Source organism: Cryobacterium sp. Y11 (genome assembly GCF_002929535.1).
Taxonomy (GTDB): Bacteria; Actinomycetota; Actinomycetes; order Actinomycetales; family Microbacteriaceae; genus Cryobacterium.
Map to the genome: position 1 here is coordinate 12,317 of NZ_PJJO01000040.1, position 24,189 is coordinate 36,505.

22 protein-coding genes are annotated in these 24,189 nt (G+C 60.5%); 12 read left to right on the top strand and 10 right to left on the bottom strand.

Annotated elements, in window-relative coordinates; translation table 11 throughout:
- The first annotated feature begins 13 nt into the window (after window positions 1-13).
- From CXY75_RS01545 to CXY75_RS01560, 4 genes are all read left to right on the top strand, one after another.
- A complete protein-coding gene (locus CXY75_RS01545) occupies window positions 14-1,615 on the top strand; it encodes a xylulokinase (protein WP_104081119.1) in 1,602 nt (533 codons plus the stop codon).
- Window positions 1,616-1,641: 26 nt separating this feature from the next.
- On the top strand, window positions 1,642-2,358 hold the full coding sequence (locus CXY75_RS01550) for an L-ribulose-5-phosphate 4-epimerase (RefSeq protein WP_233201663.1): 717 nt from the start codon (window positions 1,642-1,644) through the stop codon (window positions 2,356-2,358).
- A gap of 213 nt (window positions 2,359-2,571) precedes the next feature.
- The gene (locus CXY75_RS01555; RefSeq protein WP_104081120.1) at window positions 2,572-3,180 is read left to right on the top strand and encodes a DUF1349 domain-containing protein; all 609 of its coding nucleotides are present in this window, start codon (window positions 2,572-2,574) and stop codon (window positions 3,178-3,180) included.
- A gap of 251 nt (window positions 3,181-3,431) precedes the next feature.
- A complete protein-coding gene (locus CXY75_RS01560; RefSeq protein ID WP_104081121.1) occupies window positions 3,432-4,601 on the top strand; it encodes an ATP-binding protein in 1,170 nt (389 codons plus the stop codon).
- Between the two features lie 69 nt (window positions 4,602-4,670).
- On the opposite strand, the gene CXY75_RS01565 is transcribed toward CXY75_RS01560, so the two are convergent.
- Window positions 4,671-4,916, bottom strand: a complete 246-nt coding sequence (locus CXY75_RS01565) for a hypothetical protein (protein ID WP_104081122.1) — start codon at window positions 4,914-4,916, stop codon at window positions 4,671-4,673.
- 618 nt (window positions 4,917-5,534) lie between these two features.
- Window positions 5,535-6,686: an ATP-binding protein gene (locus CXY75_RS01575; protein WP_104081124.1), complete on the bottom strand. Its 1,152-nt coding sequence runs from the start codon at window positions 6,684-6,686 to the stop codon at window positions 5,535-5,537.
- Window positions 6,687-7,188: 502 nt separating this feature from the next.
- On the opposite strand from CXY75_RS01575, the gene CXY75_RS01580 reads away from it, so the two are divergent.
- From CXY75_RS01580 to istB, 5 genes are all read left to right on the top strand, one after another.
- Window positions 7,189-8,817, top strand: a complete 1,629-nt coding sequence (locus CXY75_RS01580; protein ID WP_104081125.1) for a GAF domain-containing protein — start codon at window positions 7,189-7,191, stop codon at window positions 8,815-8,817.
- Window positions 8,818-8,831: 14 nt separating this feature from the next.
- Window positions 8,832-9,455 (top strand): response regulator transcription factor, encoded by a 624-nt coding sequence (locus CXY75_RS01585; RefSeq protein ID WP_104081126.1) that lies wholly within the window; start codon window positions 8,832-8,834, stop codon window positions 9,453-9,455.
- 299 nt (window positions 9,456-9,754) lie between these two features.
- Complete coding sequence (locus CXY75_RS20245; RefSeq protein WP_233201665.1) at window positions 9,755-10,003, top strand: helix-turn-helix domain-containing protein; 249 nt, start codon at window positions 9,755-9,757, stop codon at window positions 10,001-10,003.
- A 142-nt stretch (window positions 10,004-10,145) separates the two neighbouring features.
- A complete protein-coding gene (locus tag CXY75_RS01590; protein ID WP_233201666.1) occupies window positions 10,146-10,955 on the top strand; it encodes a hypothetical protein in 810 nt (269 codons plus the stop codon).
- Entirely contained in the window at window positions 10,952-11,716 is a 765-nt protein-coding gene (gene istB, locus CXY75_RS01595) for an IS21-like element helper ATPase IstB (protein WP_104081127.1), read from the top strand. Before CXY75_RS01590 ends, istB begins: the two co-directional genes overlap by 4 nt.
- Before the next feature lie 149 nt (window positions 11,717-11,865).
- Here istB and CXY75_RS01600 read toward each other — a convergent pair whose 3' ends face one another.
- From CXY75_RS01600 to CXY75_RS20255, 4 genes are all read right to left on the bottom strand, one after another.
- On the bottom strand, window positions 11,866-12,792 hold the full coding sequence (locus CXY75_RS01600) for a polysaccharide deacetylase (protein WP_104081128.1): 927 nt from the start codon (window positions 12,790-12,792) through the stop codon (window positions 11,866-11,868).
- A 20-nt stretch (window positions 12,793-12,812) separates the two neighbouring features.
- Entirely contained in the window at window positions 12,813-15,167 is a 2,355-nt protein-coding gene (locus CXY75_RS01605; protein ID WP_104081129.1) for a penicillin acylase family protein, read from the bottom strand.
- 255 nt (window positions 15,168-15,422) lie between these two features.
- Window positions 15,423-16,115, bottom strand: coding sequence for a transposase (locus tag CXY75_RS20250; protein WP_233201667.1), 693 nt, complete (start codon window positions 16,113-16,115; stop codon window positions 15,423-15,425).
- A gap of 51 nt (window positions 16,116-16,166) precedes the next feature.
- Complete coding sequence (locus CXY75_RS20255) at window positions 16,167-16,646, bottom strand: IS110 family transposase (RefSeq protein ID WP_233201668.1); 480 nt, start codon at window positions 16,644-16,646, stop codon at window positions 16,167-16,169.
- A gap of 971 nt (window positions 16,647-17,617) precedes the next feature.
- Here CXY75_RS20255 and CXY75_RS01615 point away from each other — a divergent pair.
- A complete protein-coding gene (locus CXY75_RS01615) occupies window positions 17,618-18,235 on the top strand; it encodes a recombinase family protein (protein WP_104081130.1) in 618 nt (205 codons plus the stop codon).
- Between the two features lie 298 nt (window positions 18,236-18,533).
- Here the strand turns inward: CXY75_RS01615 and CXY75_RS01620 are convergent, their stop codons facing one another.
- Both CXY75_RS01620 and CXY75_RS01630 read right to left on the bottom strand, forming a co-directional pair.
- The gene (locus CXY75_RS01620; protein ID WP_146069320.1) at window positions 18,534-19,523 is read right to left on the bottom strand and encodes a hypothetical protein; all 990 of its coding nucleotides are present in this window, start codon (window positions 19,521-19,523) and stop codon (window positions 18,534-18,536) included.
- A gap of 1,149 nt (window positions 19,524-20,672) precedes the next feature.
- Window positions 20,673-20,855, bottom strand: a complete 183-nt coding sequence (locus CXY75_RS01630) for a hypothetical protein (protein WP_104081133.1) — start codon at window positions 20,853-20,855, stop codon at window positions 20,673-20,675.
- A gap of 685 nt (window positions 20,856-21,540) precedes the next feature.
- Between CXY75_RS01630 and CXY75_RS01635 the strand changes: the two genes are divergently transcribed.
- Entirely contained in the window at window positions 21,541-22,596 is a 1,056-nt protein-coding gene (locus CXY75_RS01635; RefSeq protein ID WP_369826627.1) for a YhcG family protein, read from the top strand.
- A gap of 208 nt (window positions 22,597-22,804) precedes the next feature.
- Here the strand turns inward: CXY75_RS01635 and CXY75_RS01640 are convergent, their stop codons facing one another.
- Entirely contained in the window at window positions 22,805-23,065 is a 261-nt protein-coding gene (locus CXY75_RS01640; protein WP_104081135.1) for a glutaredoxin domain-containing protein, read from the bottom strand.
- A 54-nt stretch (window positions 23,066-23,119) separates the two neighbouring features.
- Complete coding sequence (locus CXY75_RS01645) at window positions 23,120-23,503, bottom strand: hypothetical protein (RefSeq protein WP_104081136.1); 384 nt, start codon at window positions 23,501-23,503, stop codon at window positions 23,120-23,122.
- 295 nt (window positions 23,504-23,798) lie between these two features.
- Between CXY75_RS01645 and CXY75_RS01650 the strand changes: the two genes are divergently transcribed.
- Window positions 23,799-24,189, top strand: a 391-nt coding sequence (locus CXY75_RS01650; RefSeq protein WP_146069321.1) for a relaxase domain-containing protein, incomplete at its 3' end; no start/stop codon positions are given.

The following is a 24,189-nucleotide window of genomic DNA, read 5'->3' on the forward strand; positions in this document are numbered from 1 at the left end:
TGAGGACCAGGACATGACAGCAGGTCAGGACAGCGCCCGCGAAGCGATCGAGGCGGGCCGCACTGCGCTCGGGATCGAGCTGGGGTCGACGCGCATTAAGGCGTGCCTGGTCGACGCGAAGAATCCTTCGAAGGTGCTTGGGGTGGGAAACCACGAGTGGGAGAACCAATTCGTCGACCGCCTGTGGACGTACTCGCTCGAGGCCGTGTGGGGAGGTCTGCAGGCGGCGTATGCAGACCTCGTGGCCGACGTCTACCGTCGTTACGGCATCCGCCCGACGACGTTCGGGGCGATCGGCGTGTCGGCGATGATGCATGGCTGCCTCACATTCGATGCGCAAGGAGAGCTGCTGGTGCCGTTCCGCACCTGGCGCAATACGAACACCGGTCCGGCGGCGGCGGAGCTGACGGACCTGTTCGGGATGAACATCCCGCTGCGCTGGTCGATCGCGCATCTGCATCAGGCTGTGGTTGATTCCGAGCCGCACATCGGGCAGCTGGACTTCTTCACCACACTCGGCGGGTACGTGCACTGGAAGCTCACCGGGCGGAAGGTCCTCGGCGTCGGCGACGCCTCCGGCATGGTTCCGATCAACCCGACGACGAGGGACTACGACGCGACCATCGTCACTCGGTACGATAACCTCGTCTCGGACAAGGGCATCCCCCCGCTCACACATCTGTTGCCCGAGGTATTGCCGGCCGGCTCAGCAGCGGGCGATCTCACTGCGGTGGGTGCGGCGCTGCTCGACCCGACTGGGGCGCTGAAACCGGGCATCCCGTTCTGCCCGCCTGAAGGTGATGCGGGCACGGGAATGGTCGCGACCAACACGGTCGCCCCCCGCACAGGGAACGTCAGTGCTGGCACGAGCATCTTCGCGATGGTGGTGCTTGAGCATCCGCTGGAGCAGGTGCATCACGAGCTCGACCTTGTCACGACGCCAGCCGGCGACCTAGTCGCGATGGTGCACTGCAACAATGGTGCAAGTGAGCTGGCCGCGTGGGTGGGCCTGTTCACCCGCTTCGCCGCCGCATCCGGTGCCGCGGTCGACAGCGACGTTGTGTACGAGACGCTGTTCCGTGAAGCGGGCGCGGGCGAGGCAGATGCGGGCGGCCTGCTCGCTTACAATTACCTGGCCGGCGAACCGATTGCCGGGCTCACCGAGGGGCGGCCGCTTTTTGTCCGCACGCCTGACAGCCGTCTCACGCTGGCGAACATGATGCGCGCGCAGCTGTACGGAGTGTTCAGCACACTGGCGCTCGGGATGCGGGTGCTCACCGACGAGGGAGCTGAACCGGATCAGATGTTCGCGCACGGCGGCATGTTCCGCACTGCCGGAGTCGCGCAGCGGTTCCTGGCGGGGGCGCTGGATGCGCCCGTGAGCGTGGCCGAGACGGCATCCGAGGGCGGCCCGTGGGGCATGGCCGTCCTTGCCGCGTACCTGCGGCACTCGGACATGAGCCTCGACGCGTATCTCACTGATCACGTGTTTGCCGGGGCAGGGTTTGACACCGCTGCACCCGACGCCGCCGACGTCGCCGGCTTCGCGACCTACCTCGACCGGTACCGCTCCGGTCTGGCCATCGAGCGCGCGGCCGTCGAATCCCTCGCCTAAGTGAGCCACACCCCGAAGGAGAACCTGTGATAGTCACCCTGATTCCCGCCGAACTGCAGGAGACGATCGACCGCATCCGCATCGATGTCGCCGCCCTGCACGCCGAGCTGGTGCGCTACGGGCTCGTCGTCTGGACCGGCGGTAACGTGTCCGGAAGAGTGCCGGGCGCCGATCTTTTCCTGATCAAACCGTCGGGCGTCTCCTATGACGACCTCGCGCCCGAGAATATGATCCTCTGCCGTCTCGACGGCACCATCGTTGAGGGCACGCCAGGCTCAGACCGGTCCCCCTCCAGCGACACCGCGGCCCACGCGTACGTATACCGCACTATGCCCGAGGTTGGTGGCGTCGTGCACACCCACTCGCCTTACGCGGTGGCTTGGGCGGCCGTGGGCGAGCCAATTCCGTGTGTGACCACTGCGATGGCGGACGAGTTCGGCGGCGAGATTCCGATTGGTCCGTTCGCGATCATCGGAGACGACTCGATCGGACGCGGCATCGTGGAGACCCTCCGCGACCACCGTTCACCGGCCGTGCTCATGCGGAACCACGGCCCGTTCACCATCGGCATGGACGCGCGCAGTGCCGTCAAAGCCGCCGTCATGGTCGAAGACGTCGCCCGCAGCGTCGCTTTCGCTCGCCAGCTCGGCACTCCTATTCCGATCGTGCAGCCCGCGATCGACTCCCTCTATAACCGCTACCAGAACGTCTACGGACAGAACCCGACAGAATCGCGGGCCTAGTTCCGCAAGCCGACGAGTCACGAGAAATACAGTGCTGCGGGCGGCTTCGGCTCAGCCCTCAACTGAATGGTCTGCTCTCAAGCCGCTTGAAGAGGGATTCAGCGCCAGTGAAGTTGACGCTGCACTTTACAAACCAAAAATTCAGGCCAGACGACCAGGTGCTTCGATTAGGGACAGCTGCCCCAGAGCCCCGTACCAGGTTGGATGAGAGGAATGATACGCGTGAACGTAGTTGTGCCGGGGTTACCTCCGCTCGAATGGGCCGGTGAAGCGGGCTCAGTTGAGGCGCCCGCCCATGATGTCCTCCTCCTCGCCGCTGCCGCAGGCACCGATTGGACCAATGACGCATTAGGAGGCCCTCAGCAGCAAGCCGCACCGTTGCTCGGCTTCGTCCCCACGGAAGACTTTTCGCTTTCGGCACGCACCCGGGTCCGGACCGAAAGAACAACGTTCGACGCTGCCGTCCTGGCGATATGGGGTGACCATGACCATTGGGCCAAACTCTGCTTTGAGTATTCGCCCCAAGGCCAAGCCATGGTCGTTTCCGTTGTGACGAACGAGTACTCGGACGACTGCAACTCAATGCTTGTTTCCGAGGAGTCGGTCTACCTTCGCATTATTCGATCTGGGGAGGGCTGGGCCTTTCACTCATCCATTGATGGTCATGAATGGGTCTTCGTACGTGTTTTTCGGCTTGCCTTTGACGGGCCGGTGCGCGTCGGTTTCCTCGCGCAAGCGCCGATGGGGGACCGGTGCCTAGCTGAGTTCGACAACATCGAGTACAGCACCCACGTTCCGGCGGATCTCCGAAACGGGAACTGACAATCTCAGCAGGAGGGCGGCGTCGGAACGGCCCGGCGTGATGTGCAAAGATCCCATGTTGGGCCATTCGATTATCCGGACATTGTTAGTCTGAGGCCGTCGGCCACCAAAAACCGTCACCACCAGGGACGAAGCCCACATCATGCGCAAAAGTGCAGTGGTCCTCTCGCGTCTCCCCGAACAGAAACCGTAAGTATACGGAATTCGTATAATATAAGGTTTTAGAACATTGAGCGTGGTACGTTCCCCTTATGACTCTCCTGAACCCGTACACACCCGGTGCGGGTACTCGCCCCATGCTGTTGGCCGGACGCGCCACCCAGACTGCCTTGTTGCGGAATCTGGCTGACCAGGTTGAGGCGGGACGTACCGGCAACCCGATCATCTACATCGGGCTGCGTGGAATGGGCAAGACGAGTCTGCTGTACGCGGCGCGTGACCTGTTTCGGGAACGTGGCTGGCTCGCCGGCTACTTCGAGGTGCGTCGAAATGTGGAACCGGGTGTGGCGGTGCAGAGCATTATCGCCGACAGCGCCCAGCTGTCCACCGGGAAGCTCCGCGCAGCCCTCGCTGCCGGGGGCCACCGCATCGGAGGCATGAAACTGACGCTCAGCCCCGCCGGGTTCAGCTTCGAGGTTGATGCAGACAAACGAACGGCAACTCCTGGTGCCGACCCCTTCCCCGCCCTGGTGGCGTTTCTGCGCGCGCTGGGCGCTGACGCTCGGGCCAACGGTGTCGGGGTAGCACTGCTCATCGACGAGTTGCAGCTGTTCCGAAAACGTGACCTCGCGGTGCTCATTCAGGCACTGTCCGCGCTGGAGGACGAACCCATCGTCCTCATCGGCGCCGGTCTGCCCGGCCTTCCCGCAGACATGGCGAAGGCGAATACGTACGCCGAACGATTCCGATTCGAGAATATTGGGCCGTTGAACGATCCGGACGCGAAGGAAGCGGTCGTGGGTCCGGCTTTCGGACAGGGCATTCTGTGGGATGCGCGCGCTGTGGAGGCCCTCATCGCTACGTCGCAGGGCTACCCGTATTTTCTCCAGCTGTACGCCAGCGAGGCGTGGATTGCCGCCGATGGTGCGCCCACCATCACCCCAAAACACCTGCAGACGTCCGCCGATGCTGCGCAGCGTCAGCTCAACGTCGGCTTGTACGCCGCACGCTACGACCGACTCAGCGACAGGGAACGCGAGTATGTCGACGCCCTGGCTACCCTGATGTTCCCCCATGGTGGCCGGGTGGGTTCCGGCGCCGTGGCCCAGAAGCTTGGAAAGGCATTGACCGTAGTAGCACCGGTACGTGACCGAGTCATCAAAAAGGGCATCGTGCACTCCCCCGCCTTCGGGATGCTCGAGTTTTCGGTCCCCGGTTTCGCCAGCTATGTTCTGGCCCGGAGCACCGCCGCCGACCTCTAACCGTTCGTTGTTCTGGTGACGGCACTTTTTGGGCTACCAGCTGCTTGGGCGGGACGTGGCTTGGCCGACCTACGTGCGCTGCTCGCGCGCATCCTGTCTGGTTTCGGCCAGCTCAGAACGTAGCTGGACGAGCTGCTGGTCCTGGGTCAGGCGCAGATCGGCGACGCGTTGGTCATCGTGCACACTCTCCCGCCCGGATTCGGTCCGAGCCGCATCGTACTCGATGGTCACGGTGGCCACAGTGCTGCGCAGCGGGCCGGCCTCCTCGCGGAGTTCGTTACCCTGCGCGTGAGCCTTCTCGAGCTGCTCCCCCACGCCGCCGGCGTTTGCCTCAGCTCGGTGCGCGCGTTCGGCGTCCGCTCGTGCGCGATCAACGGTGCCGCGGGCGCGCTCATCGGCTTCCGCCCGTGCCAGAGTGGCGGCCTCGGCTCGAGCCGTTGCCGCGTCGTGGGACTGCTCCGTCTCGGCGAGGCGTGTGTGAGCGGATGCTAGCCGGTCATGCAGCTCGACAAGCTCGGCCTGAGCCTGCAGATCGTGGGTCTCCCCCGCCGTTTGGGTCTCAGCGTGTTCAGCGGTGACCTGGTTCGAGGCCTCCCCTGCGCCTCGAACCGCTCGCGGGCGTCAGCGAGACTCGCCTGCTGCTGGTCGGCCAGTTCTGAAGCCTCGACGGCCGCAGCATCCGCCTCGATCCGCTCGGTCTCTGCCTTTCGCTGGCCTGTTCGACCCGGCTCACTCTTGGCGCCCCGTCACGATCTGCCCTAAGCAGCGTTCAAAACTCCGCGGGCACGGTGTAAACGAAGTGGTGAGTTTTGCTGTCAACGATGTGATGAGTGCGTGTGTAAACGAAGTCACGAGCGAGGTTGTATACAAAGTGGTGATCGAGGATGTAAACAAAGAGGTGAGTGATTACATTCTGGTGGTCGTCGCGTTTTGTCAGTCGAGGGGTTGGCTGTCGATCCATGCGGCCATGCCGGGGACGGCGAATCGTAGAGCCCTACCCTCGGTGTAGATGGTGCCCTTCTGGAGCAGACGTGCCCGTAGGTAGGTCACGGCAGATGGTCGCTGACCGAGCGTCCTGGCAACGTCGGCGCCGATTGGGTGTCCTCCGGCTATTACCAGGCGGGCGAGGGCGGCGAGGTATTCCTGTTCCCGTTCGGAGGAGTCTTTCCAGCGTGCGCTGTAGAGGCCGGCTGCGAGGTCTCTTTGTGCTGCGTGGTCCCCGTCTCGGGCGTGGGTGAGGCTGATCTGGTCGGCGTTTGAGGATGCCCGCCATGCGTGGTGGCCGAGCACCTGGATCGCGTACGGGTAGCCGCCGCTGGCAGTGGTGAGGTAATCGGCCGCGTCCTGGTCCATCGGTCGGCCCGCTGCGGCTGCCGGGCCAGTCAGCGCCTCGTGGGTGTCCGTGCTGGCCAGCAGGCCCACGTTGTGCCATTCCCCGCGTTCAAGGTAGGTCACCATCCGTCTGGGGTCTTGCATGCTCGGCAGCCCGGCCAATACGACCACGAAAGGCCACTGCTTGGTGACGGCGTCCTGGAGCAGTGCGGCGAGGCTGGCTAACTCGTCCTCAGTAGCCAGGTGAGTCTCGTCTACGGTCAGCAGCAGTCCGGCGTCCAGTGGTAGGGCGGCTTTCATCACGCTTTTCAGCGCTGTTTCCAGCTCCTCCTCTCGGGGCGTTATCGCCGCTGCCGCGCGGGTGAACTCGGCCTGCCCGCCGATTCCGGCCAGTGATGCCGTGATCGTTGCCTTCGTGGCCCTCCAATCGACTCTGTTCGGTGGTGCCTGGTCGTAGAGTTGCGCGGCCTCTGCCAACCGGGCGAGCAGCACCGGGGTGAAGGGTCGGCCCGGGTGAACTTCAACGCTGACACTGATCCAGGCATGTTGCTCTGCCGCAATCTGGCGCGCCCGCTCAAGTAGGACGGTCTTGCCGACTCCGCGGCTGCCGGCCAGCAGGATCGGCCGGGGTGTTCGCCCGTCGAGCGCGGCGACGTGGAAGGCCTCGGTGATCGCCTCGGTGATCTCGCCACGCCCGGCCAGCACGGCGGGCGACTGGTTGAAACCAGGCCGGTATGGGTTCGATACACGCATGAGCAGAACATGGCAGGTATAGCGTAATAACGCGCATATAGCGTTGTATAGCAGCCGACGAACGACAACGGTACATGTTCCGCTTACGACACACCGATTGCCCCGGTTCCGTTCGCTCGCTCGCTCGACAGTCACACCGCCATTCACAGGCGAAAGAACACCGCTCCTATGTGACGCAAGCCACAGAAACACCCCAGCCCCGAGCGCCTGACGACTAACGCCACTGACCGTTCCGTTGTTGCTCACGCCCCGTTTCCTGTTGGCGAGGACGGCGAACAAGTCGCTCGCGGCGTCACTGTCGATGCCGACGGTTAAGAACCGCCATCTAATGTTGTTGACGCCTCATCGTCATTCACCGTGACGGACAACACATGGACAGACGCTATTATTTAAGAGGGCACAGCTGATCACTCGTCCTCAACGCTTCGTGTCGCGAAGATGCGAGACATCCACTCGACGGGGAGTGAGTTCGTGCTGCAATTCAATACAACGCAATCCACTTATGACAGACGGTAGGGTGGCAACCCCGCGCGAGCAGTACCTATTCGATGGCGGTCAATCGCACGAGATTCAAGCAGCACTTCAAGAAATTCTTGAACTTAACCGCGTCGCGCTAGACGCCGATTTCGCGGTGGTCACCTACCGCCCGTACTCCACGCAAGCAAACCTGGTTGCCTTGGCCTATTCGAGTACACGAGAGCTGGACTTCCCTCGCCCCAACGAACCGTTGACGGTGAGCGACCCGCTGTCGGGGCGATTGCCTTCTCTGGTCGTTGACATGACCATCCGTTCCCTCTTGCGCCGTCGCTCGATTCTGCTCACCTCGGCTGTAATCATTCCCTGGCGAGACGAATACGGAAGCGGCAGTGTCATCACGGGCAATCTATCCACTCGTCGAGTGCCGCTCCCAGACGAGAGCGATCGCCACACCCATGCAATCAGTAGCGCCGTTCAAAGCGGTCGTGCCTCTGGTTCCGCGATAATCAAGGACGGATTGCATGCGGCCCTGAGAGAGGTCGCGGAAGCTAACGCGACCCTCCCCGACGCCGAGCTGCGGCTTCAGGCAATCCTGCAATCCGCCAAAGCCCTGTTCGGTACCGAGGTCTCCTATCTGGCGATGCCGGAACGAAATCACCATACTTTTCGCTTCGTTCAGACTCTGGGAATCACCACCTCAGCTTTCCGGGGGCTCCGTGTCGAAGAAGGACACGGCCTCGGTGGCTTGGCCCGGGTACTGCGCAACCCAGTCCGCTCCCTCAACTATTTCCGGGACGACCGCCTGCAATCGGCTCCAGTTGCAGAGACCCGCGCCGAAGGCATCATCTCAGCAATGGCAGCACCCCTCATCCTGGATGAGCAGGTGAGCGGGCTGATTTACGTCGGTAACCGGAGCCTCCGCGCCTTCACCGAAACTGACGAACGCATACTTGAAGAGTTCGCACAGTTCGCCATGTTCGGAGTCGAGCAGAACATGATGGATGTCTACCGGAGGCAGGTGGTCAAACGCGAAGAACGCGAGCGACTTGCATTCGCTATTCACGATTCTGTTGTGCGCCGTCTTGTCGAAATCGGCTTCGTCGTCGAGAAGGGTCGACGATCAACTCCATCGGCCACCGCTCAACAGCACTACGCCGCTATCGAACACGCGACCAGGTCAGCCATGGACGCCTTGAGAAGCCAGCTCTCCCAGGCGCTCGCAGATGATGACATCGAAGGGGTGACGGATGCTCGTGAGGTCATGAACCGAATAATGGAACTGCCCCACTTCTCGGGAATCAGCCGCAGTCACGAGGAGAACATCGAGCCCGCCCATGGAACCCTTTCGGCTCTCGCGGCGAATACCCTGGTCCGGGTTGGTCAAGAGGCCATTGTGAACGCAGAAACACACTCCCAGTGCACACACATTCACGTTCAGCTCGACTTGACTGAGGCCACGGTGACGCTCACAATCCGAGACAACGGCACCACAATGACCCCGGAGCGGCTAGACCAAATACAGTCGACGGGTACCTCCCATTTTGGCGTCCGCGGGATGCAGAACGCGGTTCGATCCGTCGATGGACACCTTTCTTTTTCCTCGGCCCCCCCAGGTGGCCTCGTTGTCACAGCACAGGTTGATCGTTTCAGTTAACAAGGAGAACACCAGTGATTCGCTTTTGCGTCGTTGACGACCACCAGATCGTCCGAGACGGGCTCGCGGCGATGGCACTTCGCGAGGAGGACCTGGAACTTGTAGGCTCCAGCTCTCTGCTCGCGGAGGTAGCCGATCTTCTAGCCGGCACAAAACCGGATGTGCTCCTGCTCGACTTACAGTTTAACGGCGAGAGCAGCATGCAAACCTGCTTGGCCTTGACCCAAGCATTCCCCGAGGTGAAGATTCTCATCTTTAGCGCCTACGGCAATTCAGAACTGCTTCGGCAAAGCGTTCAAGCGGGAGCCGCCGGCTATATGCTCAAGGACACGGACACCTCGAAGATCCCCGAGATCCTGCGTGAAGTGACACGAAGTGGACACTATTTCGATTCACGGTTGTCGGGGCCTCTTCTCCGAGAGTCCTTTGGGCAGAGCCAATCGGAAGCCTTCACCGAACGTGAATTGCGTATCGTTTCAGAGATAGCTCGCGGCTCCAATAATTACGACGTCGCGGAACTTTTGAACATCAGTCCGCATACCGTCAAGTTCCATATCTCTGCGATGTTGAAGCGCTATAAACTTCAGCGGCGTTCCGAACTTGTTCATCTCGCGATGAGCATGCACCTGCTCGATTGACGCGTCACGCCAAAGTTTGCTGCACGCCATACTCACGATCACATGCCGGGTTACTGAGCAAGCCGATTCCTTCGATTCGGACCTCCGCCGTCTGCGATGAACGCGATCAGTTCGGGGATGCTATGAAGCATCTCCGATGGGATGCCGCGGCGGCGCGGCATCCCATCGACAACAGTCTCGATCAACTGGTCCTCGGTGTCTGGCGAATTCCGTCTTGATGACGGGACCGATCAGACAGAATTTTTCGTACCCTTTCTGTTAACGCCAACTGAAAATAGGGCCACCAACCACTATGGAAGGTGATCAAATTGGATGATTGGGCAGAGATTCGCCACCTGCATTCGACGGGGCAGCACTCGAAACGCGAGATAGCCCGACTTGTTGGGGTGTCTCGGGGAACGGTTGATCGGGCGTTGGCCGTGGATCGGGCGCCAACCTATCAACGCGAGCCGTCGGGGTCGAGTTTCGACGAGTTCGCGGGCCGCGACAGCGGCCGAACGGGTGGGGTGGTCGGGGTCACCGTCGTTGTTTCGGGCGAAAGTCGCTGAGCTCCGACCGGATTACCTCGTTCCAGACCCCGCGGACCGGCTCGTGCACCCACCCGGTTTCCAGGTCCAGTGCGACCTCTGGTTTCCGCACGAGGCCCTGCCATTGGGTCATGACCAGCTCGACACGCCTCCGGTGTTGGTAATGACGTCGACGTTCTCCGGGTTCATCCAGGGGCGCATGTTGCCGACCCGGAAGACGCCGGACCTGCTCGGCGGGATGTGGTCATTGGTGCAGGAAGCTGGTGCGGTGCCGACCCGATTGACCTGGGACAACGAGTCGGGCATTGGCAGAGGGAAGCTGACCGAGCCTGCCGCCGCGTTCGCCGGCACACTGGGCACCGAGATCAAGCTATTGAAGGCCCGAGACCCGGAGTCCAAGGGCATGGTTGAGCGGATGAACCAATTCTTCCGCAGCCGCTTCATGTCAGGCCGCACGTTCACGTCACCGGATGACTTCAACGCGCAGCTCGCCGTATGGTTGCCGGTCGCGAACAACCGCCTTTCCCGGTCCCGCAGAGGCCGACCCAACGATCTGATCAGCATCGATCGGGCTGCGATGCGCGACTTGCCGCCAATGGCGCCGGAGGTGCTATTTCGCAATAGCGTCCGGTTGCCCAGGGACTACTACGTTCGCGCGTTCAGCAACGACTACTCCGTCGATCCGACCATGATCGGCCGTGTCGTGGATGTCACAGCGAGCCTGGACACGGTCTTCGTTCACCACGACGGTGTCCTCATTGCCAAACACCACCGCAAATGGGCACGTCAGCTGACCGTCACCGACCCCGTTCACGTTGCCCGCGCGGCCGAGTTACGCGCCCAGTTCCAAGCCCAACGATCCCGTCGGCTCGTGGTCTCGCCGGTCGTTGAGACGGCGTCACTGGCCCGGTATGACGCACTGTTTCACGTTGATATCGACGCGGCCCCGGCCGTGGTGGCGGTCGCCTCGTGATCGGGCCGGAAGCGGCGTCGCAGATCGAGTACTACGCCCGCGCGCTGCGGGCGCCGAGGATCAGTGAAGCGTTTCGGCGCCTGGGTGACCAAGCTCGCGACGCGGGCTGGTCCCACGAGGAATACTTGGCCGCGGTGCTCTCCAAAGAAGTCAGCGAACGTGAAGCCTCCGGTGCCGGACTGCGGATCAAAGCCGCCCGGTTCCCCGGCTATAAGAGCCTCGAGGACTTCAACTTCGACCATCAACCGTCAGCGGATCGGAATCTGATCGCGCACCTGGGCACGAGCGTGTTCCTGACCGAAGCGAAGAACGTGGTCCTGCTCGGCCCGCCAGGGACTGGGAAAACACACCTCGCCGTCGGCCTCGGCATCAGAGCCGCCGAAGCTGGTCACCGCGTCCTCTTCGACACCGCGACCGGCTGGGTCAGCCGCCTTCAAGACGCCCACTCCCGTGGCAAGCTCCCCGCGGAACTGGTCCGGATCCGTCGCTACAGCCTGCTCATCATTGACGAAGTCGGCTACATTCCGTTCGACCAAGACGCCGCGAACCTGTTCTTCCAACTCGTCTCCAGCCGATACGAACACGCGTCGCTGATCACAACGAGCAACCTACCGTTCGCCCGTTGGGGAGACGTGTTCGGCGACCTCACCATCGCCTCCGCCATGATCGACCGCATCGTTCACCACGCCGACGTAATCAGCCTCAAAGGCACCAGCTACCGCCTCAAGCAACACCAACCCGCCACAACTACGACACACTAGAACCACACGATAGTGGCCCTGTTTTCAGTTGGCAGAAATGGCCCTATTTTCGGTCGGCATTAACACTTTCGTCCGAGCCCACTGACCGTCGGCGAATTCTGTGTGCCGAGGGGTGGTGGGGCCGGCTCAAACAGCCCCACCAGCCTTACTCAGACACTGCGGGCGAAGCTGGAGTCTGCCGGCGTCGCTTCGACTCCACGGATGTCGGGGAGCGCCTGGAGACGGAGGTCCTCTTCGTCATCGACCCAGGCCGCGGTGATCTCGTCGAGGGTTGCGAACCACACGCCGTCCTTGGACGCGATGTGCTCAATGAGTCGCTCATACCACATAATGTGGTGCGGCTGCCCGATGGTCTGGGGGTGCACGCACGTCGCGTAGACGGGATTCTCGACCTTGTCGTAGGCGTAGTCGAAGATATCCGTCCATCTGCGCAGAATGGTTTCGGTGTCCTGCATACCCGCCTGCGGCCCGGTGTAAGCGAGCGGCGGGAAATCATCTAGGTACCAGTTGACGGGAACTTCGAGAACGTGGCTCGCCTTACCGGCGATGTTGCCCTGCTCCCAACGAACCTGCCAGCGGCGAGGGTAGTAGGGAACCAAGTCGCGAGCCATCAGGCTACTGTCGTAACGGAACCCAAACTCTTCAACGAGGTCCAAGGTGCTCTCGCTGTAGTCCCAGTAGGGCGAACGGTAGCCGACAGGTCGAAGCCCGAGCACCTTTTCGAACGAGTCGAAAGCGAGCTGCATGAGGCGCTTTTCGGTGTCCTTGGTGATGCCCGGAGGGATCTCGTGGTAATAGCCGTGGTGCCCGAACTCGTGTCCGCGGTCGAGAACCTGCTTGCACTGCTCCGAGAAGGTGTCAACCGTGTGCCCCGGGGTGAACCAGGTGGACTTGATGTCGTAGCGATCGTACAGTTCCAACAGTCGCGGTACACCGACCTCGGCACCATACTGTCCGCGCGACATGGTGGCCGGACTCGGCCGGTTGAAGGCTCCGAGCCACAGTGCCTGAGCGTCGAAGTCCGTTCCAAGGTTGACAGCGATCTTCTTGCCCTCGGGCAGTTGGAGGTGTCCCATGATATTTCCTTTCCTTGAGATTAATCGGTTGTAGGTGAGAGACGGATAATGTGTTCGGCCGCGGCTTCAACGCTTGACCGGGTGTAAAGCAGAGGGAATGCCTCTCCGCGTGCCCATGATTCGAAGAGATCCTGGTAATGCGGGCTGTCCAAATTGCCCGATTGGCCGGGAGCATTCATCGCGAGCGATGCGTCCCAATTGCCGACGTCGATTGCCACGCGGAAGGTAGACCCTGCACTCTGCACGAAGTTCGCTCCGTAGGCGGTGTTGCCGACCGTATCGCCGCTTCCGCCCCGAGGAAGCGGACCGACGACGAGTTTCTCCTCGTCGACACCACCGAGCAGCGCTTTGAGCGGATGCGCCGCCCGCGCAGGGTGTAGCCGACCCCAGCTCCACAAGGCCCGGTCGACACCCAGAAGGCTCTCGACTTCTGCCAAGGCATTGGGCAGAGTGCCTCTGACGGTTTCCATCAAGAACCCGGTTGGGTCTGTACCAAGCCGGTCCCCCGGCGCCTCCATGAGCTCGAGGTCGATGCGCGCATCGGCAAGAAGGTCTTCCTTATTGGCGATTCTCTTCAAGACGTGCGCGTTGTCCTCGCTCTTGGTGACATGGCTGACGGCGCGGGCGAGGAGTGCAGGGCGCAGGTGTCGGCGATACCACACCTCGAAGAGTGCCGCAGCTGCGGAGTCTGCATCCAGTACGTTGTTCCAGTCCAAAAGGAGGCGTAGGCCATCGACGGCATCCGGATCCGGGAGCGGCAGCGCCCGAACAGCGTTGAGGATTCGGCGTGCCGGAATGCTGAGGTAGTCGCTTTGAAGTTCGACCATGTCTTCGACTGTCGCGTTGGACATTGTAGAAAGAACTTCATCGATACGGTGTCGCCGATAGGGGGCGTACCAGTCATATGTGATGTGTCTGTCCTTCGGAAAATCCTCGGGCAGATTCATTTCGTTGGCCGTGGCAATCCAGCCCTGCTCCGGGTTGAAGTCGCCCGGCAATTCGTCCATGTCATAGAAACCGGCCCACTCATAGCGTCCGTCTCCAGGCACAGGCAGGGTTCCATCCCAGTTCGGTCGGATGGGCGTGAGCCCACCCGACTTCCAGCCGATATTGCCGTCCGTGTCTGCGTAGACCTGGTTTTCGGGCGGAGCGCCCCAGCGATTCATGGCGCCGAGGAACTCGTCCCAGTTGTGGGCTCGCATGTAGTCCATGCTTCCGAGATACGGTGCCATGCCGGGCTCCAGCCACGCCGCGCGTACCGCGAATGCGGTTCCCGCCGTCTCGTCGACGTGAATGACAGGGCCGTGCCGAGTGAAGACGAGCTCGATTTCCACGTCGTCGCCGCTCTTAACCTCAACGGTCTCGCGAACGACCTGCATCGGCTCCCATCGGTCCTGATAGCGGTACTCCCGGGGGTTTTCAGGGTTGAGCTCGTAGATGTACAGCTCTTCCTGGTCGATCGCGAAAATCGTCAAACCAAAGGCGATGCGACCGTTATGGCCGATGCTAATTCCGGGCAGACCAGGCTCGCCGCCGCCGATGACGTCGAAGCCGGGTGCGTTGAGGTGGGCAAGGTAGCGAAGGCCGGGGAGCGCCGCAGCTGCACGGTGGGGGTCGTTCGCGAGGAGCGGTCGGCCTGTCGCCGTGCGGCTTCCGGTGACAACCCAGTTGTTGCTTCCCTCGGGAAGAACCTTGCCCTGAGCCGCTCCGGGATCTGGGGTCGTAAACGGCGGAGGAGTGGTCGCGAGGTCGTAAACCGCAAGCACGTCATCGGGGATCAGAGCGACGTCGAGACCCTCTGGAATCGTCAGCTCGTTGAAAGGCTCTCTGCGACGCCGCAGTTCCTCGATGTCCTGCCCATGGTCTCGAATCGTCAGCGCACGGGAGACCTTCTCGCGCACATTGTAGAACAGGCCGTGACTGCGAATCCGGGAGACATCGGACGGCTCCCAGCGTTCAGGCGCATAGCCGAGCTCCTTGAACTCGGTCGGCAAAAGGCTGGCGTCGTCCCGGGTCATCTGGATGAACGCGTTGATCCCTTCGACGAAGGCGGTCGTGGCGCGCTTGGTGTCTGAACCGTAGGAAAGCCAGTCATCATGCATATCGCCCCGATAGAGGAAGAGCCTAGCTGCGCGATCACGCTCTGCGTACTCCGGACCGAAAATGCTGGACAGTCGTCCCAATCCACGGCGGCGCCAGAAGTCGATCTGCCAAAGCCTGTCGCGGGCGGCGTTGAAGCCCTGTACCCGAAATGCGTCATAGGTGTTTGCCGCATAGATATGCGGAACACCCCACTGGTCGACGATGATTTCTGCAGGAGCAGTGAGGCCAGGAAGGCTTAGTGACTCCTGACTCTGCTCCGTTTGGGATGACATATCGCTACTCCTAGTCGGTCTTCATTGACAGGTACGCTCAGCTATGCGCTTGAGGGAAATCGGCTCTGCCGAACTCCATCGAACAACACCACTTGAGGCCTATATCTATTGAGCCTCACATGCCCGAGATCATGTGGCTAAGCCTGCGAAGCCCATCGGGTAGCGGCCAAATAGCTGTTCGGCCAACAAAAACCACCCATTCAGCGCACTTTGACATATCGCGTGCGCTGGATGAATTTGATGCTCCTATTGTTGTCAAGCGCTGACTTTCGGTTGTTCACTGAGCCATGCGCGGTAGCGCTCAGATAGGACTCGATCTTGGGTGGCGCCGCGTTCAATTCGCGAGATGGCTTTGAGCCAGGCGCTCAGTTCGAGTGCTACTGCGGTCTGGGTGAGGTGCAATGCGAGGCGCCGTGGACGGAGGTCGTTGGTTAGCAGGCCGGGCCGTGGGTTTTGCAGGACGCGGTATATTTCGCGGGCGACGTAGCGCTTGAGGCAGCGCATGATCTCCTTCTTGCTTTTGCCCTCGCTGGTGCGTTTGACGACGTAATCCTGGGTGCGTTGGTCCTTCTTCATGCGCACTAGAACGATGCGGTGAATCGCGGAGTTCGCGGCGCGGTCGCCACCGCGGGAGAGCCGGTGCCGTGTCGTTTTGCCCGATGACGCAGGGATCGGTGCGACGCCGGCCAATGCGGCGAATTGGGCTTCTGTGGTCAGGCGCTCGGGGTTGTCGCCGATAGTGACCAGCAGTTGGGAGGCTACGGCGGTGACGACACCTTTGATCAGGGTCAGGGCGGGGGCGTGCTCGGCGATAATGCGGGCGAGCTCGGCGTCGCAGTCATCGATCTCGGTGGTGAGGTAGGCATGGCGGGCGGCCATGCGTTTGAGCGTGACGGCGGTCGCGACGAGGGGGTCTGTGATGTCTCCGGTCGGGCGCGCGGTGGCCATGCTTTTGGCGCGGGATTCGCTGGTCTTGCCCCGATATTTGGCCCGGATACTCTATGGGGCCGATGTCAGTATGGCGCTGATCTGCGTTAGTACCGCGGTGCGTGCCTTCATCGCGCTGGTGCGCGCGGTGCGCAGCACCCGGAGGGCTTTGACGTTACCGTCGCGGGCTTTTGGTGTGGAGGTGCCGCGCTGGGCGAGGACAGATTCGGCGGCCTGGTAGGCGTCTAGCGGATCGGACTTGCCGTGGATGCGTCGGGCTTGGCGATTGGGTCGGTTGACCTCTTTCACCTCGAAGCCCTCGTGGATCAGGACCCGGGTCAATTCAGCACCGTAGGACCCTGTTCCTTCGACGCCGACAGCGATCACCGGTCCATACCGGGTGATGTATTCGGCGATTTCGCGGTAGCCGGATCCCACGGCCAGAAACTTCTTATCGGCAAGGTGTTTGCCGTAATTGGTGATGATGGCGACATGATGGGTGTCGGCGTGGGTGTCGATGCCGGCGATGACGCTGATGTCGTCGGTTGTCATGATGGGAATAGCTCCTCTGACGCTCGAGTAACAGGGTGGACTCGCGTTCGCCAGGTGGGCAGACAAGACGGTGATGGGACTTCTTGGTCAAGCTCCTATTAGGTCATGTCCGCCTGGCGAATGCGTTTGATACAAGCCGCGGAACGGTGGACGAATCAAATTAAGGACAGCTTCAAGAAGCGTCAGTCAAGGTTGGAGTCACACCATTCCACGGCCTAGTTCCATCATCACCGTCAAGGTATTTGGGACCCACCAGGGCAATCTAAGCCGGACCCACTGCACGACGACTGCTGGTGCAACATGGTCGAGGCTGACCTCTGGGGTCGCAAGCCGCGATGCTTGCTTGCCGATGACCTGTGGACTTCGGCGATCTTTGGGGGCGTTCTGTGATCGCTCTGTGTCACTTGTTTCCGATCACGAGGAAGCTTGCGGCGGTTTCGATGACGTCGTCGGGGAGACGTACGGCAGAAGGAGGGTTGGAGTTCGTGAGTTCTGCCAGCGTCACCAGTTCTGTGCGGGTCCCATAATGGAGACCAGTGGGTGTCTTAGAAGGCTAAAGGTTTACAAGACACGCTACCTGCCGAAATCGAGTCGTGGAAAAGATGCAGAAATGCGCGGAATCGCGGACTTCGATTTTGTCTCGGAAAGCCGCCTCACTATTCGTGGTGTCTCACTGTCCCAGATATCATTTTCCGAAGTCGTCTGCACTCCGACCCTTGTGTTTTCGGGTTGTGCAGGCGCACTCAACCTCTTCAACCTGGCAACGTATAGGCGAAATGATGCCGAGAATATTCGCGACACGGCGAACGCGTTCACAGGGGTGGACATCTCCCCGACTTCCGTCACGAAACATCGAAAAGGTAACCTTTGCACTACGTAGAATAAATAACCCGATAAGTGACAAATTCTGATCGCTGTGGGATTAATGTTGTGTTGTCACGTAATCGAACGTATAAATGACAGGGGACAGCATGCTCGTCGGGTACATGCGGGTCTCGAAGGCCGACGGATCGCAGAACACTGATCTTCAACGCGATGCGCTTCTGGTTGCCGGCATCGAGGCGGACAACTTCTACGAGGACCATGCGTCCGGTAAGAAGGATGATCGCCCGCAGTTGGCGGCCTGCCTGAAGGCGCTCCGCCACGGCGACACGCTCATGGTGTGGAAACTCGACCGACTCGGCCGAGACCTGCGCCACCTAGTCAATACAGTGCACGACCTCACCGACCGCGGTATCGGCCTCAAGGTACTCACCGGAGAGGGCGCGGCGATCGACACCACGACCGCATCCGGGAAGCTCGTCTTCGGAATCTTCGCTGCCCTGGCCGAGTTCGAGCGAGCACTCATCTCTGAGCGCACAGTCGCCGGACTCGCTGCAGCTCGAGCGCGAGGCAGGACCGGCGGGCGCCCGTTCAAGATGACGCCCGCCAAGATCCGCCTAGCCATGGCCGCGATGGGGCAGAAAGAGACAAAGGTCGGTGACCTCTGCAAGGAGCTAGGGATCACCCGGCAAACGCTGTACCGCCATGTCTCCCCATCGGGGGAGTTGCGATCTGACGGCGCGAAGCTTCTCTCCAAAAAATCGTAGCCCGTCCGAGAACGTGGATTTCCAGGCAATCTGGTTGCGGGACAGGGTGTCTCACAAGTAACGATGAGCACGCCAACCCAGCCAGCACCTTGTGAGACATGGTTGGGAGAATCGCCGGTCCGCGAGTTTTCGTGACGCCAGGCCGTACCGGCGTCGCCACAGTGCTCACGGGACTCAGTTCGATCAGTAGCTTCGACGAATCGTGCCGAGGGTTTCGTCGACCCACGACAGCACCTCGCTCACCCATCGACCGCTGTTTATTCTCACAGGGTCGTGCATCAGATCAGGGTGGCGAAGCCTAAACCCTACGGCGGGATTGGCGCCGCAACTCCCAAATCCAGGCCGTTTCTCTGGGCTCGGAGTCAAGCAACGCCAGAAGTTCAGCGTCCGACCATGCAGTACGCCGTTGACTTGCCTTAAGAGGGAAAGTGGCGTTTGAAATCTTGTAAAGGCTCGGCGTGTTCCTGAAATTCTGGAGGCCGTAGAATTTTGCCTTCCTGTCTCTTGGTGGCAGCAATTCCACGTGTCGCGGATTGATGTGACTATTGTTATAGTCCGCGACGCTAATCAGATTAGTGTCTGCGCCACCAATGGGCCGCCAACGGCGGAACTCGCCCAGCGGGAGTCCAGAAGGAATGAAATTCGAGTGGGATGCGCGCGCGCCTGCTAGCGCAGGCTCCTTGCAGCGCCTCACTCGAAAACCGCCGTTAATCTTGCGATATTCAACTTCTAGGTAATCGATATGGCTTAGCCGAACTGACATGGCCCAGCGCTGATACGGAACGGAATGCACCGATGGGCCCGAGCCCCCGGTGACACTGACGCTCACCTCACGCTCCATTGATACCCGGTTCGACTTGGAGAATTCGATGGTCCGCGTCTCACGAAAGGCGGAGGAGAGGTGTTCTGCTAGGACGCCTGCGAATTTGGCGCTGCCTAATCCAGCAACTTTGGCCTCGGCCCCTGCGTTGACCGTTGAAGTGAGATCCATGGACTCGAGATGTTCTTGAAGGATCGAGGACGTTTTAATTTGCTCAGTCTCGAACCTGATGAGCTGGCGCGTGGACAACTCGGTGCCAGTGGAGCTGGCTACGTGTTCTGCGGCGTCTCCGTATCCGAAAGCTTGCAAAGGACGGTGCTTCAGGATGAGGTTCAAACGATAAATACCGAAAGGACCCAACTTGCTCGCTGTAGTGCTCCATTCGGATTCATGCGTAAGCGATACCGCGAGCGGGGCACTGAACGTCTCCATGGTTGGACGATAGCTCGGCTTAGAAGAATCGGTCATGGTCCTCATTCGCTAGCGCCAGGTGGCGTCGACTTGTTTTGATCGATGGTGTTTTAGTTTCTCCGCGACGCGGCCAAAGGCACGAAAAGGTGCTTTGGAAACTTCGAGCGAAGATCTGTGCTTGCAAAACGCCAGATGCGCTCTGTTGCTCCCCGTAAAGAAGATAACCGACTTGCTCAGCAATCTCCCGCGGCATAGAGGACTTTCGACGGGGTTGAGTACTCACAAGAACTATTGGCAAGGTAGATCTCCAAAGTCCGCGAACGCCTCTGCGCGCACCCCGGTTCGTGGTCAAGGTGCCGAGAGCGATTCCGATTGCATCCAATCCCTCAGCGAGACCAACGCCTTCGTTTTGATGAGGTACCCGCGCCAGTAGAAAACGTGCTGCCTCTTCAGGTTCCAGGCCAGCGGCTGCCACAAGTAAGCTCGCGTCGCGGCTTGGTGGATGGGGAGCAAGCCAAACTCGGTCAACATCTGCCATTAGCTGGGATAGAGTGCGCGGGTTGAAGACCGGACCTCCGCGCAGGCGTCGGGGGGCACTCACGATTGACTTCGGGTCATGCCGCCGAGGATATCCCATAGTGGTCGCTTTTGGTTTGAGGCGCTTCGCAGAAACATTTCAAGGTGTTGACGAACTGTCCCGAGACCAGATCATGAGATAGAGCAAGTCCGGAAAGATCTTTTGCCGGGGCCAGAACTCGACGGTCACTTCCCATGCTGATTGTGTTCTGGTCCTGAGACGACCGAATGCCAGACAGCGGTCCCGTACACGAGAATTCAAAGTGCGCGATTTGCCATCCTCGCTGGCCACGCGCGACAGCAAAGAGCGGAATTACTCGGGCATGAGTTCGCGTGATTCGAATAATCGTCAGGTCGGCTGATTGCCGTGTTGATCGTAGACACTGACCTGCACGGTGTCGAGACACTCCACCATTCAGCGGGACATGCCTTCGATCGCAAGACTGCCTTCCGTTGGCACCCCGCTGGTGCGGAAAAGTCGGAACAGATCGAAGGCGGGGAACCGGGGATGCTTCCGCTGCGGGCTGTCCGCGACGTCACACTGTTTAATAACCAATGTGTGTCGAAACGCATGGGTTGCGAGACCGATTTTGGACAGAGCTCTCCTGCCAAACTCGGCATTGGCGGTTTTTACTTCCGGCGACGAGCCCTAGCGTCAACTACGCGCGCGATGGCACGGAGGATGCTGACGGTGTTCTTGGTCGCTTTATTGTTCCGCACGAGGCAGAAGAAGGCGACGATCAGGAGCACTGCAGTGGGGTCGATTCCGGAAGCGACCACGTAGTCCAGGACGTTGGTGACGTCGATGGGCATGGTGCCTCCTTGCGGGGTGACCGAGTTCGGCCGGCATCGATTGCGGGTGCGGTCGATGGGATTGTGGGCTGTCTACTAGTGACAGCGGTTAGTGGCGGCGTTGAGCGGCGTCAGCAGAGACGTCGCATGTGGCAGAACGCGTGGTGGCTTAACGACGAAAGCCGGTCAGAAGACCGGCTTTTTGGCGAGCTGAGTACCTGAGATCAATGTTGTCCAGGACAGCCCTGGGCATTCCAACACCCGAAAAAAGCCAACGAGCCACCGGGCATGAAAAAAGCCGGATCATTGTCCGGCTTCATCTGGCATGAAAACCCGATATTGGGACAAGCCTATCGTCCAGAGTGCCCGTGGGGATGAAAACCCCGATCAGTAGATGGATGGGGCGTACGTCTAGAGCGTGAGGCACTCCTATTCGAAAACAGTGCAGACCCGTGATTCCGCGCGAGTTGCTTCTGGGCATGAAAAAAGCCGGATCAGTGTCCGGCTTTTTTGACGCACTACTAGAGCGCTCCTCAACTTACTAGTTGAGTGCGACAGCAGTCAAGTTGATCGGTCTTCTTGCCACGATACGCCGAGAGTTCGCGCGTCTGACGGTCGTGGATCGCTGTCATGATTAACGTGCCGATCCGAGCTGCAGCCACCGTGGTCAAACGTCGACGCTGAGCTATGAAACGTCGGGAGAGAATTGACTATGGCTCGCGACGGTATTGCTCTCCCCAATGGTTACCCTGAGTTCCTCGGTTCGCTCAAACGGCGCGTGCGTGACGCCCAGGTGCGCGCGCAACGCACCGTCAATACGCAACTCATTGAGTTGTATTGGTCGATTGGTGGCTCCATCCTGTCCGAGCAGGAGAAGCAAGGATGGGGTGCTGGTGTCATGAATCGTCTTGCGCACGATTTGCGCGTGGAATTCCCGCACATGACCGGGCTTTCGCGTAGCAATTTGTTCTATATGAGGGCCTTTGCGGCGGCGTGGTCGGGACAGGTCCCAATTGTCCAACAGGCTGTTGGACAATTGCCGTGGGGCCACATTACCGTCCTGCTTGACAAGCTCAATGACGTCGAAACCCGGGATTGGTATGCAGCGGCAGCGGTGACGAATGGCTGGTCCCGCAATGTGCTCTTGAACCAGATCAAGAACCGGACTCTTGAAAGGACCGGTTCTGCACCGTCAAATTTCGATGCCGAGTTGACGCCGGCTGATTCTGACCTGGCCCAACAAATCGCCAAAGATCCCTACGTTTTCGATTTTCTGGATCTGGCCGACGGCGCGGCGGAACGTGAACTGGAACAAGCGCTCATGGACCGAATTGTGGACACTCTCCGGGAGCTCGGGACTGGTTTCGCCTTCGTGGGACGCCAAGTACATTTCGATGTGGCCGGCGATGACTACTATCTAGATCTGCTTTTTTTCCACATTGATCAAATGCGATATGTCGTCATCGAACTGAAAACGGGGAAGTTCCAACCGGAGCATGCTGGCAAGCTTGGTTTCTACGTCTCGCTCGTGGATGATCGGCTCCGCCGAGAGGGTCACGCGCCCACAGTTGGCATACTCATCTGCGGCGATCGTAACGATCACACCGTTCGGTACGCGCTCGGTCGTTCGGGCTCTCCACTGGCCGTGTCGACATATACATATGACTCGTTGCCACCGTCGGAGAAGAACGCGCTCCCCGATGCCGATGAGCTCACAGCGGCCTTTGGCTGGGCCGAGGAAGAGCAGGGCGAGCACAGCTAATTCCGCACGGTGGCCGCTGGCGGCCTGGCAACGAATTTGAACAGTGGCGCGCGGTGCGTGAGACGTTTTGCATCCCGCGGGCTACACGATGTTGACAGCATCCTGCCCGGCGGGAGTCGCTGGGGTCCCGGGCCGTGGCCTACCGCTGATTTCGGGGCCTAATTGGGTCAGAGTGTTTGTAGCTGGCTGAATTCCATCACGGGAATTCTTATTCGGCGGCCAGTACGGGGTGGTTGCGTAGTGCGGCTATTTGGGCGATACAGTCGGGCCGGAATCCTGACCAGGACACGACGCGGGCGATGACGACGGGGGGTTCGGTGTAGCCGAACTGCCGCATCATGTCGGTGGCGTGGGCATCCGTCATGAGGTCGATCACGGTGTAGGGCAGATCGGCGGCGTCGAGCGCTTCTGTGGTCATCGTGCATTGCGGGCAGTTCGGCACCGTGTATACGGCTAGCGGTTCAATCATGGCGTGATCCTCTCACTCACACGGAGTCAGGGATACCCCGAAGTTTCGGTATTCCTATGAAACCGCCGACACGGTCTCTGTCTCCTTCGCCTCCTGCTGCAGGCTTTCCTCCGGGCCAACGGGGAGTTTCTTGACGTCGCGGGTGGGGATCCCGAGCCGGTCGGCAACCTCACCGCGAGGCGTGCCGAGCGCGAGCATGGAGGCGATCACGGCATCCGCGTTGGCCCGTGCAGCCGCGCTCCGTTTCGCTGCGCGTTCACGTACCGCGGTTATTTCCTTCTGTGCTGACGCTTCGATTTCTTCGAGGGAGTCGGTGGCAATGAAGTAGTCGGTGGCGAGTTGTTCGAGCTTGTCTTGCTGTGCGCGGAACTCGGCTGCTTTCTCGCGTGCGCGAGTGCGAGCGGCGGTCTGCTTTGCGGACTTGCGAACATCGGCCATGAGGAGCTCCTTCGGATGGTTGGACCTCCATTATGTAGGCATGCCCGATGCGCGCAAGGGCAGCCGGGCCACCCAGGTTCGGGTGGCCCGGCCACGTGGACAAGCCTCTCGGTTTCGCCACATCGACTGCACCGTTCGTCGTCGCTGATCGTCCCTCACAGCTCCTTCTCACTCCTGCAGTCTCCGCGTCGAAACCGCACAATCTTTCTGATTGTGGCCAATCCTCGTTCCTCATTCTTCGTCACTTGATTTGTCACACCTCTGGCATTTGCAATAAACGAGGTAAAGTCATTTCATGATGACGGTGCATATCCTCTCCGCGGGAGACGGTTATGCCTACTACACGAACGAGGTGGCGACGGGGGATGCCAAGCGTGAAAGCTGCCGCGAGCTGGGCGATTACTACACCGCGGATGGCAACCCGCCTGGCGAGTGGGTCGGTTCAGGACTGACCGCTTTGGGTGTTTCCGGTGCTGTCACCGAGGAGCAGATGAAGGCCCTCTATGGTGAAGGCTTGCATCCGGATGCCGAAGTCATGATGATCGCCGCGCAGGCGCAAGGCAAAACCGCGGCAGAGGCGCACGCGGCAGTGAAGCTGGGGCGGTCGTACTACGGGTACAGCACCGGTGGCACGGACCTGAGCGTGAAGATTCAGACCGGCTATAGCGATTTCACCCGGATGAATC

What these genes read in the sequence shown, in the direction of transcription:
- CXY75_RS01545 (WP_104081119.1), top strand. Translation starts at nt 14, where the DNA reads ATGACAGCAGGTCAGGACAGCGCCCGCGAAGCGATCGAGGCGGGCCGC.
- CXY75_RS01555 (WP_104081120.1), top strand. Translation starts at nt 2,572, where the DNA reads ATGATACGCGTGAACGTAGTTGTGCCGGGGTTACCTCCGCTCGAATGG.
- CXY75_RS01560 (WP_104081121.1), top strand. Translation starts at nt 3,432, where the DNA reads ATGACTCTCCTGAACCCGTACACACCCGGTGCGGGTACTCGCCCCATG.
- CXY75_RS01575 (WP_104081124.1), bottom strand. Translation starts at nt 6,686, where the DNA reads ATGCGTGTATCGAACCCATACCGGCCTGGTTTCAACCAGTCGCCCGCC.
- CXY75_RS01580 (WP_104081125.1), top strand. Translation starts at nt 7,189, where the DNA reads ATGACAGACGGTAGGGTGGCAACCCCGCGCGAGCAGTACCTATTCGAT.
- CXY75_RS01590 (WP_233201666.1), top strand. Translation starts at nt 10,146, where the DNA reads ATGACGTCGACGTTCTCCGGGTTCATCCAGGGGCGCATGTTGCCGACC.
- CXY75_RS01600 (WP_104081128.1), bottom strand. Translation starts at nt 12,792, where the DNA reads ATGGGACACCTCCAACTGCCCGAGGGCAAGAAGATCGCTGTCAACCTT.
- CXY75_RS01605 (WP_104081129.1), bottom strand. Translation starts at nt 15,167, where the DNA reads ATGTCATCCCAAACGGAGCAGAGTCAGGAGTCACTAAGCCTTCCTGGC.
- CXY75_RS20250 (WP_233201667.1), bottom strand. Translation starts at nt 16,115, where the DNA reads ATGGCCACCGCGCGCCCGACCGGAGACATCACAGACCCCCTCGTCGCG.
- CXY75_RS20255 (WP_233201668.1), bottom strand. Translation starts at nt 16,646, where the DNA reads ATGACAACCGACGACATCAGCGTCATCGCCGGCATCGACACCCACGCC.
- CXY75_RS01615 (WP_104081130.1), top strand. Translation starts at nt 17,618, where the DNA reads ATGCTCGTCGGGTACATGCGGGTCTCGAAGGCCGACGGATCGCAGAAC.
- CXY75_RS01620 (WP_146069320.1), bottom strand. Translation starts at nt 19,523, where the DNA reads ATGACCGATTCTTCTAAGCCGAGCTATCGTCCAACCATGGAGACGTTC.
- CXY75_RS01630 (WP_104081133.1), bottom strand. Translation starts at nt 20,855, where the DNA reads ATGCCCATCGACGTCACCAACGTCCTGGACTACGTGGTCGCTTCCGGA.
- CXY75_RS01640 (WP_104081135.1), bottom strand. Translation starts at nt 23,065, where the DNA reads ATGATTGAACCGCTAGCCGTATACACGGTGCCGAACTGCCCGCAATGC.
- CXY75_RS01645 (WP_104081136.1), bottom strand. Translation starts at nt 23,503, where the DNA reads ATGGCCGATGTTCGCAAGTCCGCAAAGCAGACCGCCGCTCGCACTCGC.